Annotated in this window: 15 protein-coding genes, 1 tRNA gene and 4 pseudogenes; 15 read left to right on the top strand and 5 right to left on the bottom strand. The window is 43.1% G+C overall.

What is annotated here, in order from left to right; genetic code table 11:
* The 4 genes and pseudogenes from H532_RS18855 to H532_RS0112810 form a co-directional block, all read left to right on the top strand.
* Nucleotides 1–260 (top strand): annotated as a pseudogene (locus H532_RS18855) (group II intron reverse transcriptase/maturase); the annotation flags it as partial.
* 176 nt (nucleotides 261–436) lie between these two features.
* Nucleotides 437–1,156 (top strand): GntR family transcriptional regulator, encoded by a 720-nt coding sequence (locus H532_RS0112800; protein ID WP_027725805.1) that lies wholly within the window; start codon nucleotides 437–439, stop codon nucleotides 1,154–1,156.
* Nucleotides 1,122–2,180: a tartrate dehydrogenase gene (locus tag H532_RS0112805; RefSeq protein ID WP_027725806.1), complete on the top strand. Its 1,059-nt coding sequence runs from the start codon at nucleotides 1,122–1,124 to the stop codon at nucleotides 2,178–2,180. Before H532_RS0112800 ends, H532_RS0112805 begins: the two co-directional genes overlap by 35 nt.
* A 64-nt stretch (nucleotides 2,181–2,244) precedes the next feature.
* Nucleotides 2,245–3,168 carry an AEC family transporter gene (locus tag H532_RS0112810; protein WP_027725807.1) on the top strand — a complete coding sequence of 308 codons (924 nt, stop codon included), beginning with the start codon at nucleotides 2,245–2,247 and terminating at the stop codon, nucleotides 3,166–3,168.
* Between the two features lie 122 nt (nucleotides 3,169–3,290).
* Here H532_RS0112810 and H532_RS0112815 read toward each other — a convergent pair.
* From H532_RS0112815 to H532_RS0112825, 3 genes are all read right to left on the bottom strand, one after another.
* A tRNA-Pro gene (locus H532_RS0112815) sits at nucleotides 3,291–3,367 on the bottom strand.
* 248 nt (nucleotides 3,368–3,615) lie between these two features.
* Nucleotides 3,616–4,230: a nitroreductase family protein gene (locus tag H532_RS0112820; RefSeq protein ID WP_027725808.1), complete on the bottom strand. Its 615-nt coding sequence runs from the start codon at nucleotides 4,228–4,230 to the stop codon at nucleotides 3,616–3,618.
* A gap of 205 nt (nucleotides 4,231–4,435) precedes the next feature.
* Complete coding sequence (locus H532_RS0112825) at nucleotides 4,436–4,819, bottom strand: rhodanese-like domain-containing protein (protein WP_027725809.1); 384 nt, start codon at nucleotides 4,817–4,819, stop codon at nucleotides 4,436–4,438.
* Nucleotides 4,820–5,207: 388 nt separating this feature from the next.
* Between H532_RS0112825 and H532_RS0112830 the strand changes: the two are divergent.
* From H532_RS0112830 to H532_RS0112875, 9 genes and pseudogenes are all read left to right on the top strand, one after another.
* Nucleotides 5,208–5,999 (top strand): annotated as a pseudogene (locus H532_RS0112830) (ribonucleotide reductase N-terminal alpha domain-containing protein); the annotation flags it as partial.
* A gap of 118 nt (nucleotides 6,000–6,117) precedes the next feature.
* Complete coding sequence (locus tag H532_RS20425) at nucleotides 6,118–7,032, top strand: endonuclease domain-containing protein (protein WP_162142935.1); 915 nt, start codon at nucleotides 6,118–6,120, stop codon at nucleotides 7,030–7,032.
* A gap of 220 nt (nucleotides 7,033–7,252) precedes the next feature.
* Nucleotides 7,253–9,031, top strand: a pseudogene (locus H532_RS18860) (vitamin B12-dependent ribonucleotide reductase); the annotation flags it as partial.
* A 325-nt stretch (nucleotides 9,032–9,356) separates the two neighbouring features.
* Nucleotides 9,357–9,854, top strand: coding sequence for a kinase (locus H532_RS0112850; RefSeq protein ID WP_027725813.1), 498 nt, complete (start codon nucleotides 9,357–9,359; stop codon nucleotides 9,852–9,854).
* A 102-nt stretch (nucleotides 9,855–9,956) separates the two neighbouring features.
* A complete protein-coding gene (locus H532_RS0112855; protein WP_027725814.1) occupies nucleotides 9,957–10,742 on the top strand; it encodes a PhzF family phenazine biosynthesis protein in 786 nt (261 codons plus the stop codon).
* 164 nt (nucleotides 10,743–10,906) lie between these two features.
* The gene (locus H532_RS0112860; RefSeq protein WP_038112446.1) at nucleotides 10,907–11,851 is read left to right on the top strand and encodes an ornithine cyclodeaminase family protein; all 945 of its coding nucleotides are present in this window, start codon (nucleotides 10,907–10,909) and stop codon (nucleotides 11,849–11,851) included.
* A gap of 251 nt (nucleotides 11,852–12,102) precedes the next feature.
* A pseudogene (locus H532_RS0112865) lies at nucleotides 12,103–12,753 on the top strand (RCC1 domain-containing protein); the annotation flags it as partial.
* Nucleotides 12,754–12,943: 190 nt separating this feature from the next.
* Nucleotides 12,944–13,369, top strand: a complete 426-nt coding sequence (gene mntR, locus H532_RS0112870; RefSeq protein WP_027725817.1) for a transcriptional regulator MntR — start codon at nucleotides 12,944–12,946, stop codon at nucleotides 13,367–13,369.
* A 177-nt stretch (nucleotides 13,370–13,546) separates the two neighbouring features.
* Complete coding sequence (locus tag H532_RS0112875) at nucleotides 13,547–14,434, top strand: patatin-like phospholipase family protein (protein WP_027725818.1); 888 nt, start codon at nucleotides 13,547–13,549, stop codon at nucleotides 14,432–14,434.
* 222 nt (nucleotides 14,435–14,656) lie between these two features.
* Here the strand turns inward: H532_RS0112875 and H532_RS19660 are convergent, their stop codons facing one another.
* Nucleotides 14,657–15,046 (bottom strand): SA1362 family protein, encoded by a 390-nt coding sequence (locus tag H532_RS19660; RefSeq protein WP_051263334.1) that lies wholly within the window; start codon nucleotides 15,044–15,046, stop codon nucleotides 14,657–14,659.
* Between the two features lie 38 nt (nucleotides 15,047–15,084).
* A complete protein-coding gene (locus H532_RS0112885) occupies nucleotides 15,085–16,023 on the bottom strand; it encodes a DUF1385 domain-containing protein (protein WP_027725819.1) in 939 nt (312 codons plus the stop codon).
* Nucleotides 16,024–16,242: 219 nt separating this feature from the next.
* On the opposite strand from H532_RS0112885, the gene H532_RS0112890 reads away from it, so the two are divergent.
* Nucleotides 16,243–16,767, top strand: coding sequence for a YqhR family membrane protein (locus tag H532_RS0112890; protein WP_027725820.1), 525 nt, complete (start codon nucleotides 16,243–16,245; stop codon nucleotides 16,765–16,767).
* Nucleotides 16,768–16,902: 135 nt separating this feature from the next.
* Nucleotides 16,903–17,126: UPF0236 family transposase-like protein (locus H532_RS0112895; RefSeq protein ID WP_027725821.1), on the top strand; the 224-nt coding region annotated here is incomplete at its 3' end.

Raw genomic sequence — 17,126 nt, forward strand, 5'->3', positions numbered from 1 at the left:
TCAAAGCACTGGATGGTTGGATAAGAAGAAGGTTGCGCATGATACGCTGGAAAGAATGGAAGAAAGTTCAAACCAAGTACAAGAATTTGATAAGACTTGGCATTAAGCGAGGTAAAGCATGGGAATGGGCAAACACAAGAAAGGCGTATTGGCGAATAGCCAAATCCCCTATCTTGCATAAAGCCCTTGGTGAACAATACTGGATTCACCAAGGGCTGAAGAGTCTATTTAATCGATATCAAACGATGCGTTGGACTTAAATGAAACCGCCGTATACGGAACCGTACGTACGGTGGTGTGAGAGGTCGGGGGTTAGTCACCCCCTCCTACTCGATATGTGCGAAAGGCATTTGGTATTTTTGTAATTGACAGAACATAGGTAATATTTTATACTTTATTTGAGTATGCTGTCGACAGACGACAACAAGGAGGCCATATGGAATCTTTTAAACTTAAAAAGGCACAGCCTTTCTATGAACAACTGTATCATCGATTGAAGCAAATGATCATTGAAGGCGAGCTTGCGCCGGGGTATCGCATTAACGAAGTGAAAATTGCGCAAGACTTTCATGTCAGCCGCAGTCCGGTGAGAGAAGCTGTTCGGGCTTTAGAAAAGGAAGGCTTGCTTGTCATGAACGAAAAATCCCAACTGACCGTCTATAAACCTTCTTTAAAGGATATTGAAGAGCTTTATCAATGCCGGATGAGTTTAGAATCGCTATCGGTCGAGTTGGCAGTGGCCAATGCCAAAGCGCATGATATTGAGGATCTGGAAAACCTATTAAACCAGACGAAAGCGGCTATTGATGACGGAGCTGACCGCCGCATGATCATCGAATTTAATTCACAATTTCATGACTTGATTCTTGCTATCTCCCAAAATTGCCACTTACAAAAGCTCGTTGGCAACATACGCGCATTGACACAATTTTACCGGGTGATGAATCTCGAAGGAGATGGCCGCAGAGAAACGATTTTTAAAGAGCATCAATTGATTTTTGATCAGTTTAAAAAAGGAAACCCCGAAGAGGCCAAAAACGTAATGAAAGCCCACATTTTGCACGATATGAACCATTTAAAACAACGATTTATTCAAAAATTTCCCATAGGGGGAGATGTGGATGAGACTTTATCACATAGCCGTCATACCCGGTGACGGGATTGGCAAAGAAGTCGTGCCGAACGCCTTGAGAGTCCTGAACACATTGGCGGACGCCCATGGCGGATTCGCCTTCCGATTTACGGAATATCCTTGGAGCTGCGACTATTATGTCAAACACGGAAAGATGATGCCGGATGACGGTTTGGACATCTTAGCAAGTTTTGATGCGATTTTTTTAGGAGCCATCGGCAATCCCAAGCTCGTTCCGGACCATATTTCGCTTTGGGGTTTACTGTTAAAGATCCGTCGGGAATTCGAACAAACCATTAATCTCCGACCTGCGAGATACTTTAAAGGCCTACAAAGCCCCCTTGTTCATCCAAATGATTTTAATTTGATCGTTGTAAGAGAAAACAGCGAAGGGGAATACAGCGAAATCGGCGGGCGCATACATAAAGGGGATGATGAAATCGCCATCCAAAACGCGATTTTTACTAGAAAAGCTGCAGAAGGGGCGATGCGTTTCGCCTTCGATCTGGCAAAGCGTCGTCGGGGTCATGTGACGAGCGCGACGAAATCCAACGGTATTTTTCATACCATGCCGTTCTGGGATGAAGTATTCAAGGAAGTGGCGAATGATTATCCAGACGTGCAAACGGCTTCCTACCATATCGATGCATTATCCGCCTTTTTCGTCACGCGGCCGGAAATTTTTGATGTGGTGGTCGCCAGCAACTTGTTCGGGGATATTTTAACCGACCTTGGCGGGGCGATTATGGGAAGTATCGGCATCGCACCGTCAGCGAATATCAATGTCAATGGAAAATACCCGTCGATGTTCGAGCCGGTCCATGGCTCAGCCCCTGATATATATGGGCAGGGCATTGCGAACCCCATCGGCCAAATCTGGAGTGGAAAGATGATGCTTGACCACCTCGGCGAAACCGAAAGTGGGCAAAAGTTAATGGATGTCATTGAAGGGGTCATCGCTGATGGGATAAAGACAAGAGACATTGGTGGTGCAATGACAACGAAAGCGGTGACCGATGAAATTTGCCGGCGGTTAAAGGCTCTTTAGATGCTGATGTCATACTACCGAGCCAGTATTTCTATCACGGCAGTCATAAGGAGGCAAAATGGCTGTGACCGTCATTTTCTCCATTTTTGGTCAGGTCATCCTGCCATTATTTGTTTTAATTCTTGTGGGGGTTATCCTCGAACGCTTTTTTTCATTGGATCAGCGAACGCTGTCTAAACTGAATCTTTATTATCTGGTACCCGCCATCGTTTTTACCCAAGTTTATCAAACAAAGTTATCGGCCAGCCTTTTTTTACATATTATAGGGTTTCTCTTGTTGCAGTTCGCTCTCTTATTCGTCATTTCATTTGTGATCAGTGTTGTTTGGCGCTTCCATAAAAGCTTAACATCCAGTTTTTTAAACAGCGTGGTTTTGACGAATAACGGCAATTTTGGCATCCCCATTAACCAATTGGCCTTTCACAATGATCCGTTGGCTCTGTCCGTGCAGATCATCGTTTTTGCGTTTCAAAACGTCTTAACGTTTACATTTGGGTTATTTAATGCCGGCGTTTCGAAAACCGGGCTGAAAAAAGGGATACGCGAGTTTTTTAAAATCCCCATTTTTTATGCCTTGGTATTAGGCATTTTATTGAATGCCGCCCAGATCGGCCTTCCGTCATTTTTGTCTGTACCGGCCGAAAATGCCGCGAATGGCTTTCTTGCCGTTGCCTTAGTGACGTTAGGTGTTCAAGTTGCTGCCCTCAATTTTAAAAAGAACTTTGTTATTGTCCTATTAAGCAGTTTTGTGCGGCTTATCATCGGACCCTTGCTAGGTTTTGGGCTGATTCTCCTTTTCGGGTTGCACGGCACGATGGCCAAAGCTCTACTTATCGCAACAGCCCTTCCAACGTCACGAAATAGCGCACTCCTTGCGCTGGAATACGGCAATGAATCGGACTACGCCGCCCAAGCTGTCATTGTCTCCACACTTCTCAGCGGCCTTACATTAACGATGGTGATTTATTTTGCTAACCTTTATTTTTAGATATTTGTCATGGATCCTACCATAGTGCGATGGATTGACAAAAATAAAAAATCACCTTTCTTTGGAAAAGGTGATTTTTGTTTTGTTCCTCTTGGGAAATGACGTTATGTAAATGGTTGAAATGGTCGGGATGACAGGATTCGAACCTGCGACCTCAACAACCCCATTGTTGCACTCTACCAAGCTGAGCTACATCCCGACTGTCATTGTTTACAAATTTATTATAAAGTGCTCTTTGCCATGCGTCAAGGCATTGCTCCTCATTCATAACTTTCAGAGCCTTTGCTATTTTAATAAAGAAAACATCGCTCTGGCAAGTCTTATGGGTGAAGCGAGAGTCTTTGTCCTTATACTTATCTGAAAAATATTGGATAAAAGTTGCTCCCCTGGCCAGCATGGCCATCGTTTGAAGGGTATATCCATGCGGGCCTAAAAGAGCGATCATTTTTAGATGTTTTCAACAGGCTGCGAAAACTGGCCTTCAAACACGAGATTGTCTAAAGGATTTCGCCCGGACGGTTTTTCACGTTCTTGAAAAGCTTCAGGCAAGATCTCCGGGTTCGCTTGATAACCAATCGCCACAACGGCGTGAATGTCAAATTCCTCGGGGATATTTAAAACTTGGCGCGCTTTGGTTTTATCGAAACCGCCCATGGGATGGGTCACCAATCCATTTTTGACCGCCTGAAGCGCCAATTGTGCCCATGCGGCACCTGCATCAAAGGCATGAAAGGCATTTTCCGATCCGTCATCTTTCACTTTTTTGGATAAAACCAGCACGATAACGGGGGCTTTTTCACACCACAATCGGTTTTTTTCATTAATAAAAGAATGGAATCTCTCACGATCTTCGCGTTTCCGCGCAAGGATAAAACGCCAAGGTTGCCGATTGGCAGCAGAAGGTGCCCATCGTGCGGCTTCAAATAAGCTATATAATACCTCATCCGGCACTTCCTTATCGGAAAAGGCACGCGGTGACCAACGTTCGATAAAGACGGGGTCGATCGCATAGGCCGGTTTTCTTACTTGATCGATGTTAAAGTTTGTAATGGTTGCTGTCATGAAAGTTCCTCCTCTGAGTTGTTCGGCGTCTCTTTCTATTATGGATGGTATCCGCCCTAACGTCACAAAATATGCTTCATCAGGCCAAAAAGAATTCGTCTTGGGGGTTGAAATACGAAACGGCCACCGGAAGGCATCCGGTGACCGTTTTCATCTGTTGGTCAAAGTGTTGCGAAAAACAACGCTATGTAGGCTAATGAAATATTTAAGCATTTTTCTTTTTCACTTTACCCGTCCATTTGCGAAATCCGCCTTGGAGGACGCTGATATCCGTGCAACCATATTTCTTTAGGATCGCTGCTGCACGCGTCGCCCGGACGCCGTTTTGACAATAAAGATAGACGGGTTTATCTTTGCGGACTTCAGCTTTCCTGAACTTTAATTGGGATAATGGAATGTTACGTGCCCCTAGTATATGGCCGTTGTCGAATTCATTTGGCTCACGGACATCAATTAATTGTGCTTTGCGATAGCCTTTTGTAAATTCTTCTTGGGTTAATGTCTTCATGTATCTTTTTTGTGCGATTCTTCGCCCAAACAAAAAGCCGGCATAAATTGCAATGACGACCAAAACTAAAATCCAACCCATGAATAACCTGACTCCTTCCGTTTATGGGTCTATTATACCTATATTTTTCATCGAATTTCAAATGGAAAACTGCTGATCACGGGGAGGAAAGGTCCCTTATTAAACTTTGAAAAATGGCAACCCGGAAATTTTTTAATACGATGCGTTTTTCCTTTGCGTGCTTCTGTTTTCACCGATTTACGTCGAATTTTAGCTTTTTTTACGCTTGACAATTGCTGAGTGTTTTGCTGGAATGTACAATATATAGTATATCGAAAAATGTTTTTCATACAACATATTGTGTTTTTTCTGTTAACATAGTATGATGGAAGAAACACAGTATTGGAGCAGCAAGGTTCGACATACATACTGGCTTTGACTTAAAATCTATTATACGAGGAGGATGATCATGAACCTAGTCGCAGAAAAATTAAATATTGACATCAACGAATTGAACCGGGATATCGAAGAATTTCCGCAAGTGTTTCCGATTACGGAGGATATGAAAATCACAAGATCAGGCGTATCCAGGCTAGTGATGCTCGACCGATATGCTTTTAAAGATATCGAGAAAAAGACGATCAAGCCCGGGGATTTTGTTGTTTTAACGGTGAAATCGGATCCGAAATTTCCGGCAAGAGGCCTTGGTTACATTCAAGACATTCATTGGGAATCGAATGAAGCAACGGTGCTCGTTCATGAGGAATACCGCCACATCCTTGAAGATGAAGAGGAGCGCAACACAGGGCTGATTCGCCGGTCATTGGATGTCATTGAAAAACCGTTGGAAATTTTCTACGAGCAAATCGCAAAGCGCAATGCGCGGGGACTTGCGAGCGTCGAACCAACAGAAGAAAAACGGAAAGAATCCTTCAAGAAATTTTATGAACAGCTCGTCGCGATGAATTTCGTTCCTGCCGGTCGGGTGCTTTACGGCGCGGGAGCTGACACCGATGTCACTTACTTTAACTGCTATGTCATGCCTTATGTAAAAGATTCGCGCGAAGGAATTGCCGAACACCGCAAAAAGGTCATGGAAATTATGAGCCGAGGCGGCGGTGTCGGCACGAACGGTTCAACATTGCGGCCAAGAAATACTTTAGCTCGCGGCGTGAATGGCAAATCTTCTGGTTCGGTATCTTGGTTAGATGATATCGCGAAGCTGACGCATCTCGTTGAGCAAGGTGGCTCAAGACGTGGTAAATGATGTGCCTCGTCTATAAAAAAACCTCGTGAATTGCTGGGAACTCTTTGGGTTATGACCAATTACAGCCTAGATGATTAAGTGTTTTCTAAGAAAGGAATTTAGGGTGATTGGTTTGAAACCTTATGATGCAAAACAACCTCAGGAATGTAAAATTTGTGGATATCGGCTATCTCATAACAAACAAGGTCGATTTACAACACATTTAAAAGAAAAACACGGGTTAACATTAGAAAACTATTTGATCAATTACTACTATAACCAAGAAGATTTAAAATGCTCGTATATACTTTGTGATAAATATGTTGGACTTCATCGGGGAAAACCAAAAAAGTATTGTAGTAAATCATGTGCAAGTAGAGGTATACCGCTTGTTTGCGCTATTTGTGGTGCTTATTTTGATACAACCACTAGACCAAACAGATCAACGAAAACCTGTTCAGATAAGTGCGCTAAAATACTTAAATCAAGGAAAATTGCCGAGTGGCATCAATCAATGAGTATTGAAGAAAAAGAAAAGCATTTTAAAAAAATTATTACTAAGACAGCAAAAACCAGAAGAAAAAATCATACACCTTCTTGGAATAGTGGGAAAACGGGGATTTACAGTCATGAGACTATAGAAAAAATCCGTGTTGCAACATTAAAGCAATTTGAAGCTCAGAAGTTTCGCAAAACTAAAATCGAAAGAGTTATTGAGGATTATTTACAAGAAATGAATCTCGAATATAAATACTCTTTCTTATTAGAGAAGAAACAATATGACTTCCTTTTAACAAATTATAATATCATCATTGAATGTGATGGAGATTACTGGCATGCCAATCCAAAATTTTATCCGGAACCTGAGGATTGGCAAAAAGCAAGAATAAAAATTGACCAAGAAAAAAATGAGATAGCACAAAAAAATGGTTATCGAATTGTTCGTTTTTGGGAAGATGACATTCTGAATCACTTTGATTATGTCAAAAGCATCATAAATGACTTGCTAGCTACAACGGAATCGGAAACGATAGACGTGAAAGCTTGAAAATAGCAAGTGGATAAAGACAACCAGCAGCCAAGCTCCTTGTGATAAACATGGAGAAGGTTCAACGACCATCGAAAGCACATATCTATTGAGATATGGAAGCGAGTAGAGTAGGGATCAAGCGATCCCGAAGCGCGAGGGCACTTGAAAAGTGTAAGATATGGTCTGAACTCTAAGGTGACTTAGAGAGTTGATGTAGCGAATCAACGTAACGTTTTTGGCTCAAATGATTATGCTCGTAGATAGCCACCCCGATATCATCGAATTTATTATTTCCAAGATGCAAAATCCGCGAATCTTGCGTTATTTGATTGAAACGACGCAAGATGAACAAATCCGTGAAATGGCCAAGAATAAACTTAAATTCACGCCGCTTACGGAAACAGAGCGAAATATCTATCAAGGTATTTTGAATTATAAAAACATCCCCGGACAAGGTGGGTTCTCTGATAAAGCGATAAAAGAAGCCGAACAAAAACTGCGCGACGGCGGTCACTATTCCGTTAACAACCCGGATTTCCTGACCGGTGCGAATATTTCGGTCTGCATCACGAAAGAATTCATGGAAGCCGTTGAAAACGATGAGGATTATGCCTTGAGATTTCCGGATGTCGAGCATTACAGCCCGGAAGAAATGGCTATATATAATGAAGAATGGCATAAATGCGGCGATGTGCGCGAATGGGAACAACGCGGTTTTGCCGTCCGCACATACCGAACGATTAAAGCCCGAGAACTTTGGAACTTAATCAATATCTGCGCCACATATTCAGCAGAACCAGGTATTTTCTTTATCGATAATGCCAATGAGAAAACGAATGCGGTCGCATACGGGCAAAAAGTTGTCGCGACGAACCCATGTGGCGAGCAGCCACTTGCACCATACAGTGTCTGCAATTTGGCTGCCGTGAATCTGGCGGAGATGGCGGATAAAGAAAATAAAACGGTAGATTTTGAAAAACTGAAAAAGACGGTGGAAGTCGGTGTGCGCATGCAAGATAACGTCATTGACGCCACGCCGTACTTCTTAGAGGAAAATCGCGTACAAGCTCTTGGCGAACGCCGGGTCGGGCTTGGCGTCATGGGCTTGCATGACTTACTGATCTATTGCGAAACCGAATATGGTTCCAAAGAAGGCAATGCGCTTGTTGATAAAATTTTCGAAACGATCGCGACAACGGCTTACCGCACGTCAATTGAACTTGCCAAAGAAAAAGGCAGCTTCCCGTTCCTTATTGGAAAAACCGAGGAAGAAACCATGGAACTTCGCAGACGTTTCATCAATACCGGTTATGTTAAAACGCTACCGGAAGACATTCGTCAAGGTATTTTAAAATACGGCATTCGCAATTCCCATCTATTGACCGTAGCGCCGACGGGAAGCACCGGCACAATGGTCGGTGTCTCAACAGGACTTGAGCCATATTTCTCCTTCTCATATTACCGAAGCGGACGGCTCGGGAAATTTATTGAGGTCAATGCCGACATCGTCCAAGAATATTTGGAAAATCATCCGGAGGCCGATAAAGATCACTTGCCGCATTGGTTTGTCACGGCTATGGACTTGTCACCGGAAGCCCATGCGGATACGCAGTGCGTCATTCAGCGCTGGGTTGACAGCTCCATCAGTAAAACCGTTAACGCACCGAAAGGCTACACGGTTGAACAAGTGCAGAAAGTTTATGAACGTTTATACCGCGGGGGAGCGAAAGGCGGAACGGTTTATGTCGATGGCAGCCGTGACGCCCAAGTCCTGACGCTTAAAGCAGAAGAAAACCGTCTTGACGAAGAGGATGAGGCGCTCGTTCAGCTGACCGCAAAGGACGAAAAGAAAAAGGTCGTTCTAATTGACACCATCAATGCCCTCGAAAAAACCGATGTGACCTATGGATCGGAAATCGGCGATACATGCCCGATTTGCCGGAAGGGAACAGTTGAAGAAGTCGGTGGATGCAATACTTGCACGAACTGCGGCGCCCAGTTAAAATGCGGGTTGTAATCAGAAAAGATGACGACAACTTTGGCTTTATATTAAAGTTTGATAAAAAAACAACCTTTTCGGTATGATAGCTGTAAAAGGTTGTTTTTTATATTTCTGAAAAATACATTTATGAGTGTTACCTATAATAAGGTCGGATATTTATTTGAATGCTCGTTTATATCAAATGAACCATTTCATTTCGAGGGGTGAAAATATAAATGAGTCGTCGATCAATCAACCCTTCAACAGGATGGGTTGAACCAATTTTTTGAAGTGTTTTCTGAATATACTTATAATATTTTTAAAATAAGTCGTTTAGGCTGGCTGTGAGGGAGAGGAATTCATGGAATCTCAATTGATTATCATTAGGGGGAATTCCGGGAGTGGTAAAACAACGATTGCAAAAAGCCTTCAAAACCATTTTGGCCATGGAACCCTCCTAGTGTCACAGGACACTGTTCGCCGTGATATGTTAAAAGTTCACGATCGAGATGGAAATCTTGCCATTGATTTGATTCGCCAAATCGCAGAATACGGAAAAGATAAATGTCAATTTGTTATCGTGGAAGGCATCTTAAATAAAAAACGTTATGGGGATATGTTGAAACATCTGATCCAGTTTTTTAATGAAAAAGCCTATGTTTATTATTTTGATTTATCTTTTGAAGAAACAGTCAAACGGCACAACTCTCGCCAAAAAAAGTCGGAATTTGGTGAAGACTCTTTACGTGCCTGGTGGAATCCAAACGATTATCTTGGAGTTGATCAAGAAATAAAATTGACTGATGAAATGTCCCAGGACGACGTATTGCAACTCATTTTATGTCAAGTGCAAGCGTAATGATGGTGATGGCCTTATCTATTAACGGTGGGAGCTTCTCCCTAAATAGCCGTTAATTTAAAGAAGGATCGTCAAACTATAAGGTGGGGAGGAGAGATCATTATGGAAATGTCCGTTATCAATACTTTTACAGAGCAACCCTTTAGAGGAAATCCAGCGGCTGTTTGTTTACTAACTGGAGAAAAAGAAAGCAAACGGATGCAGTTGGTGGCAAAAGAGATAAATTTGCCAACGACCGCTTTTATTCACTTCACAAATCATCAATGGCAGCTTCGTTGGTTTACAACGACAACCGAAATACCTATTTGTGGGCATGGCACATTAGCGAGTGCATATTTTTTATGGGAAAAAGGACTAATTAGTAAAGATGAAGTGATATCCTTTCAAACGAAAAGCGGCGTACTAAAAGCCGAATTCATGGATGGCTGGGTTCAATTACAGTTTCCGGCTATGCTTGAATTAAAGACAAATCCACCAGAGTTATTGCTTGAGGCATTAGGTGTTCAACCCGTATATGTTGGAAGAAGCCAACTCGACTATTTAGTAGAAGTAGAATCAGAGGAAATGGTTAGGGACTTGAAACCAAATATCGAACTGATTGCTCAATTGCCAGTCAGAGGTGTCATTGTGACGAGTCCATCCAAAACCAATGAATTTGACTTTATTTCCCGTTTCTTTTCCCCATCTCATGGGATTATCGAAGATTATGTCAATGGTTCATCACATTGTTGTTTAGGCCCATATTGGAAAAGGAGATTAAATAAAACGGAATTGACGGCATACCAAGCTTCGGAGAGGGGGGGAATTTTAAAAGTTAAAGTTTTGGATCACAACGTTATTCTTTCTGGTCAGGCGGTCACCATTTTTGAAGGAAAGTTATTCGTTTAAGATTTAACAAACGAATCATGAGTTCCCCAAGAAACAGGATGTGTAACCGGAGAGGGCAAAACGCTTGGCTCATAAGGTGCAGATCATCTTGGTTCTAGAAGCAGGCTGTCTTGCTTTATAATGATTTCAAATATCATACTCATTAAAACTAGGGGTGGATCGAGTTGTCATATCTCGTTTTAACAGACGCTGATGTCTTAAAATTTTCACGAATGACATCGATGATCGACGCTATTGAACGTGTTTTTTATGAAAAAGCAAAGGGTACCCTCGTTTCTCCGCCACGTTTTCAATTAGAATCCGAAAAAGGAAACTTGGTTTTCACCGCCGGAGCGGCAACTGGGTTTGAAAAAGTAACGGGATTTCGCGTCTATGATACATACGACAATGATGAACAAGGTCATCAACAACTTGTTGCCGTGTTTGATTCGGAGACAGGGGTATTCAAAGGCATCATTATTGGTCATGCACTTGGTGCCATCCGAACCGGTGCCATTGGTGGTGTGGCGATTAAAGCCATGTCTCGCCCAGACGCAACGCAACTCTCTGTGATCGGATCCGGCACTCAAGCCCGTACACAATTGGAAGCAGCTTGCGCCATCCGAAATATTAAACAGGTTAAGGTATACAGTCGTAACGATCAAAATCGGAGGAAATTTGCCGAGGAGATGACGGAAAAACTTGGCATTGATGTCCTCCCAGTCGATTCACCAAAAAAGTGTGTGGAAAATGCGGATATTGTCATTTGCGCGACAAATAGCCGCACACCGGTCCTTGAAAGGGATTGGTTAAAGCAGGGTGTCCATATCAATACCGTCGGCCCAAAGTCGATCAAAGGTAGTGAGATACCCATCGAGATTGCTCGTCAAAGTTCTGTGATTGCGACGGATTCCCTTGAACAGTTAAAAGCTTATTCAACCCCGCATTTTTTGGTCGATACACCTTATGAAGATCACATTGTACAGCTTTCCGATATTGTAACAGGGAAAATGCCGGGTCGAACTTCAGACAATGATATGACATTGTTTTGCTCCGTGGGACTATCTGGCACCGAAGTCGTGATTGCGAATGAAATAATGAAAATGGCTAAAGAAAAAACGGAAGTGTGAATGGGTGATAAATCTGATGGCGAAAATGATCCAACGATTTTTTAAAATTGGGTCATGCTTCAAGAAAACATTCATTTTGCCCGATCTTAGTTTGCCAAAAGGATTTTTACGTCAAATATGAATCTATGCGTCCTTTTCACCCAAATGGGTGCTTGTGTCATCGGCGCGATCCATCGGCGGGATTACCCGCCGTTTTTTCTAAGCTTAATGGGCTAAGATAGTGCTTCTGGTTTTCTAGGAGGTAAAAGAACATGGATGGTATTCCACCAAAAGAATCGGCACGAAAGCCGAAACATCGGTTTAAAAATGCCATAGCCGCAGGTCGTCGTCATACCGTTGGCTTGAAATCTGACGGGACGGTGATAGCAATCGGTGATAATAACGTTGGACAATGTGATGTGAGTGATTGGTGTGATATTGTGGCTGTGGCAGCTGGAAATGTTCATATGGCAACAAACACAGGGAATTCCCATACCATCGGGCTTAAATCGGACGGTACGGTGGTCGCAGTTGGTTGGAATAAGCATGGCCAATGTGACGTAAATGAGTGGCGCGGTATTGTAGCGGTGACAGCGGGTTGGCGTCGTTCCATTGGGCTGAAATCGGATGGCACGGTGATGGCAGCGGGTTTAAATAAATATAACCAAAGTGATGTAAATGGCTGGTGTGATATTGTGGCGATCGCCGCCGGTAGTTATCATACCATCGGTCTGAAATCGGATGGCACGGTTGTCGCTGTGGGAAATAATCGGTATGGTCAATGCAATGTAAGTGGCTGGCGCGATATCGTGGCGGTTGCGGCAGGTTGCACGCATACCATTGGTCTTAAATCTGACGGAACGGTATTGGCCATTGGTAGTAACGAATATGGACAATGCGATGTCAGTGGGTGGTGCGGCATCCAAATCCATAGCGATTAGATTTTTGGTATAAAAGATTTAAGGTGTATACCCACTTTTCCTTAGAAGTTAAATTTCTAACCGGATGTCGCATTTTTGTGAAGATGGGCGAATCGCCTTGTCACACGGTGAACACTTGTGTATTCTAGTATTATAAGGAATGTTTGTGTTTAACGGAGTTGGAGGGGAAAACATGGCACCTACGCCAAGCATGGAAGATTATATTGAACGCATCTATTTACTCATTGAAGATAAAGGCTATGCCCGCGTATCGGACATTGCGGAAGCCCTTGAAGTTCACCCCTCATCCGTCACGAAAATGATACAAAAATTGGATAAAGATAATTATTTGGTTTACGAAAAATACCGAGGCTTTGGTCTGACAGCAAAAGGTAAAAAACTGGGCAAACGCCTCGTTTACCGGCATGAATTGCTTGAAGAATTTTTAAAGGTTATCGGTGTAAGTGAAGAAAACATTTATCGAGACGTTGAAGGGATTGAACATCACCTGAGCTGGAATGCGATCGACCGCATCGGGGATTTAATGCAGTTTTTTGAAGAAAATCCACAAGCTCAAGGACAGTTAAAAGAAATCCAGAAGCGAAACAGTGAGGATTAACGGCAAATGGCCTTCCGGTATCATACTATCCTAAAACACACAGGTCTTTTATAGACGTGTGTGTTTTTCATTAATAACAATGACACCAGCTTACAATAATCGTACATGTCCGTCATGGATTACTAAGGTCTAAACCTTCCCTTTTTCCATTAAATATTTATGGAGGAGGGAATGCGTATGTGGATTGACGGCGTGTTTTCGGGGGGCGGTGTCAAAGGGTTTGCCTTCGTCGGGGCGGTGGAGGTTGTGGAGGAAGCGGGATTTCGCTTTCGCAGAGTTGCGGGAACGAGCGCCGGTTCGATCATTGCCGCCTTTCTCGCCAGCGGGTTTAACAGTCAGGAAATTAAAAGGGAAATGGATAAGATGAATCCGGCTTTATTTATGGATGTGAACGGCTCACCGTTTCATTTTACTTTTTTTAAGTGGTTGACTTTATATTGGCGAATGGGTTTATATAAAGGGCATGCCTTTGAAAAATGGGTGCAAGATACGCTTTATAAGAAGAAAGTGGTCACATTTGGCGACATTCCCCCTGATGCTTTAAAAATCATCGTCAGTGATTTATCCCAGGGCAAGATGGTCGTTCTTCCCGATGATTTACCCTCTTATGGCATTAATCCACTGAACTTTTCCATCGCAAGAGCCGTGCGCATGAGCTGTAGCCTGCCGTTCTTTTTTGAGCCGGTGCCGTTGTACAATAAAAAAGCGGAAAAATGTTTAATCGTTGACGGCGGGGTGTTGAGCAGCTTTCCCGTATGGGTGTTTGATAACGGCAATACCTTACCGATTCGACCATTTCTAGGATTCCAGTTAAGTTCCGCGAAGGATTTTTATACGGCACAACCGATTAAAAACGCCGTCGACTTGTTTCACGGGTTGTTTTCAACGATGAAAGAAGCTCATGACGCCCGTTATATATCAAAATACGCCGCCTCCAACATCGTTTTTATTCCCGTCGAGCATATCCATACGGCAAATTTCAGATTAACGAAGGAAGAGCGCAACCAACTCGTAGAACTCGGCCGTGTCAAAACACGAGCGTTTCTTAAAAAATGGGCATATTAAGTTTAAAAAACTTTAGGCTGACTCATATGGGGCCCGATTGCCACCTAGATTCGTATATAGTGGTTCATGATTTCTGAACAACACTATATTGGGCTTGGTGGGGTTTAACCCTGGACATTTGAGTCAGCCTCTTAGTTGCGCGGATCATGACCTTGAAATGGATAGGCTTTCCTACCAGTACAAAAAAGCACTGGCTGATCAGGTGTATTCGATTTTTACGGGTTACCTTGTTAAAGACGAATTTCTTCTGCCTTTCTTTTTTCCGTCAATAACTTTCAGATGGGCATGTTCCGCCCGCTTATGTGCCGCTCTCTTTTTTAACATCGCTTTGGACGGAATGACGTGTAAATGACTTTTACGCATCGTATGACTGCGCTCCCGTTCGGCGAGCCGCCGTTTGGATTGGCGGACGGCTTTCCGATAACCGGCGTAGGCGCTTCGATTTTGGCCGCTTACGACATAGAAAACAAAGAGGATGATGCCGATCACCGCCGCGCCGATGATGATTCGCGTGAAGAGCATCACAGGGTTCCTAAAGAGACTCGTAAACAATCCAATGGCGGCAAGGGCGATGACCAAGTAAAAGATGATTCTGGACCATGAGAATCTCACGACATTCACCTCCTAAATGGTAACCCGCGTTAGGGTGACTATAGAACCATGGCCATGGCATTGATACGCTCAGCCTCACGCCTTCTCATTTCATTAAATGCTGCAATCGCCACTTCAATTTGCTGGTCATCGGGTTCCTTCGTTGTCAAGAGCTGTAGCCACAGCCCCGGATAACCAAGCCAGCGTAAAACGGGGATGTGACGCAGTTTATTCGTCAGCTGCAGAAATTCATAGCTAATGCCGAGATCAACGGGAATCAGAATGATCCGATAAATAAGCCTGAGCCACAGCGGGTGAACGGGCACAATCGGTAAAAGATAAAGAAAGATGCTGATGACAGCTGTAAATAAAATGAAACTGCTGCCGCAGCGGTAGTGCAGACGGGACTCGCGCTTGACGTTTTCTATGGTCAGCGCCAAACCGTTCTCAAAGGTATTAATTACTTTATGTTCTGCTCCGTGATATTGAAATAGTCTTTTCATCATGGGTGTCAGCGAAATAAAGTAGATGTAACCGAATAGTAATAAAAGTTTAAAGACCCCTTCGAGCAACACTTGAGCGGTATGACCCGGAAATAGCGGGCTGAAAAAACCGGCCGCAATGGCGGGGACGAGGGTGAAGATAAATTTTCCGAACAAAAAGGAGATGATCCCGATGACGGCAATCCCTAAAATCATGGCCCATTTGCCGGTTTCCGTTGACGAATCGATATCCTCTTCAACGGGTGCGTCATATCTTTCAGATGAATATTGCAAATGCTTCGTTCCGACAGCGCTTGATTCAAGAATCCCTACAATGCCGCGCAGAAAAGGGACTTTTTTTAGCGTGTTTACAATAGGTTTATGCGCTTTTTCGACTTCATAGAATTCAATCGATTGATCCTTTCGCCTGATAGCGGTGACCGTCGTGAAGCGGCCGCCCATCATCACACCTTCAATGACGGCTTGGCCGCCATAGACAGGCCGTTTTTCTGTCATATTATCACCGATCCTGGAGTGTCGTATTGTCTTTCTTTTCTGTTCAATTTTATTTTACTAGAAAAACGGCAAAGTCTCCATGGATATTTTTCGCTCGCGAAAGGGTTTCTTTACTCAATAGCTTTACCCAAAGGGTTGGAATTATACGCCACCTCAATCCGATTCAACGTGTTAAGTTAAAGGCGATTTTGGGCATACTAAGGCGCGGAGGTGTTGGTTATGAGTGATTCCCAGGATCTCGAACAAAATAAACAAGAATATCAATATACATCGAACGGGCGCGTCGCGCTTATCGGGCTGTTTGGAGGGTTAATTTGGGGATTTATCGGTTATATCGCCTATTTACTGAATTTCACGAAATATGGTCCCGCCCTGACCCTCGACCCGTTTACTTCTCTTGTTCAATTTAAAAACGATGTGGTAAAACAGTTCATGGGGCTTTTCGCTTTAATGATTTTATCAATCTTTATTGCCTTTGGTTATAAGTGGATACTGGGCAGGGTAAAAACGATGTGGATCAGCATCGCGTTTGGCATTGCTCTCTGGGTCCTCGTTTTTTACGTTTTGCAACCGTGGCTTCCAGGGCTTGAGCCGGTTACAAAGCTCGATAAAAACACGATCACAACGACCTTGTGTTTATATGCATTGTACGGCTTGTTTGTCGGCTATTCGATTTCTTTTGACTTAAGTGCCAATGATAATGATCAAGATGAAAAAGAGAAAGCTGATTCCAAGCAAACATAGAAGTTTATTGTTGGAATGAAATAAAGAAAGTATGTGTAAAATATTTCTCGAAGCAAAATGATGGAAAAAAATAGAGAAGGCACTCTAACATAAATGTATGCCACCAAGCAAATACATTTGAAGAGAGGCCTTCTCATGGAAAACATTATACCAAAAATATACCAATTGTTAAATGAAACTCGCGATTTTATTTCGTTTGAAGAACAGCTTAAACGGCTGATGTACAGCACATTTGCCGACGTGATGGGCATTGTCTTTGGTCAACTCGATGAAGCCATTGTGAATGAAAAAAGAAAAGAAGGATGGAAAAGAGAACGTAAAGATAAAAAGACGTTGACGTTTACTTTTGGGGCTGTGAC

Origin of the sequence: Tuberibacillus calidus DSM 17572, assembly GCF_000430685.1 — a bacterium.
GTDB lineage: Bacteria > Bacillota > Bacilli > Bacillales > Sporolactobacillaceae > Tuberibacillus > Tuberibacillus calidus.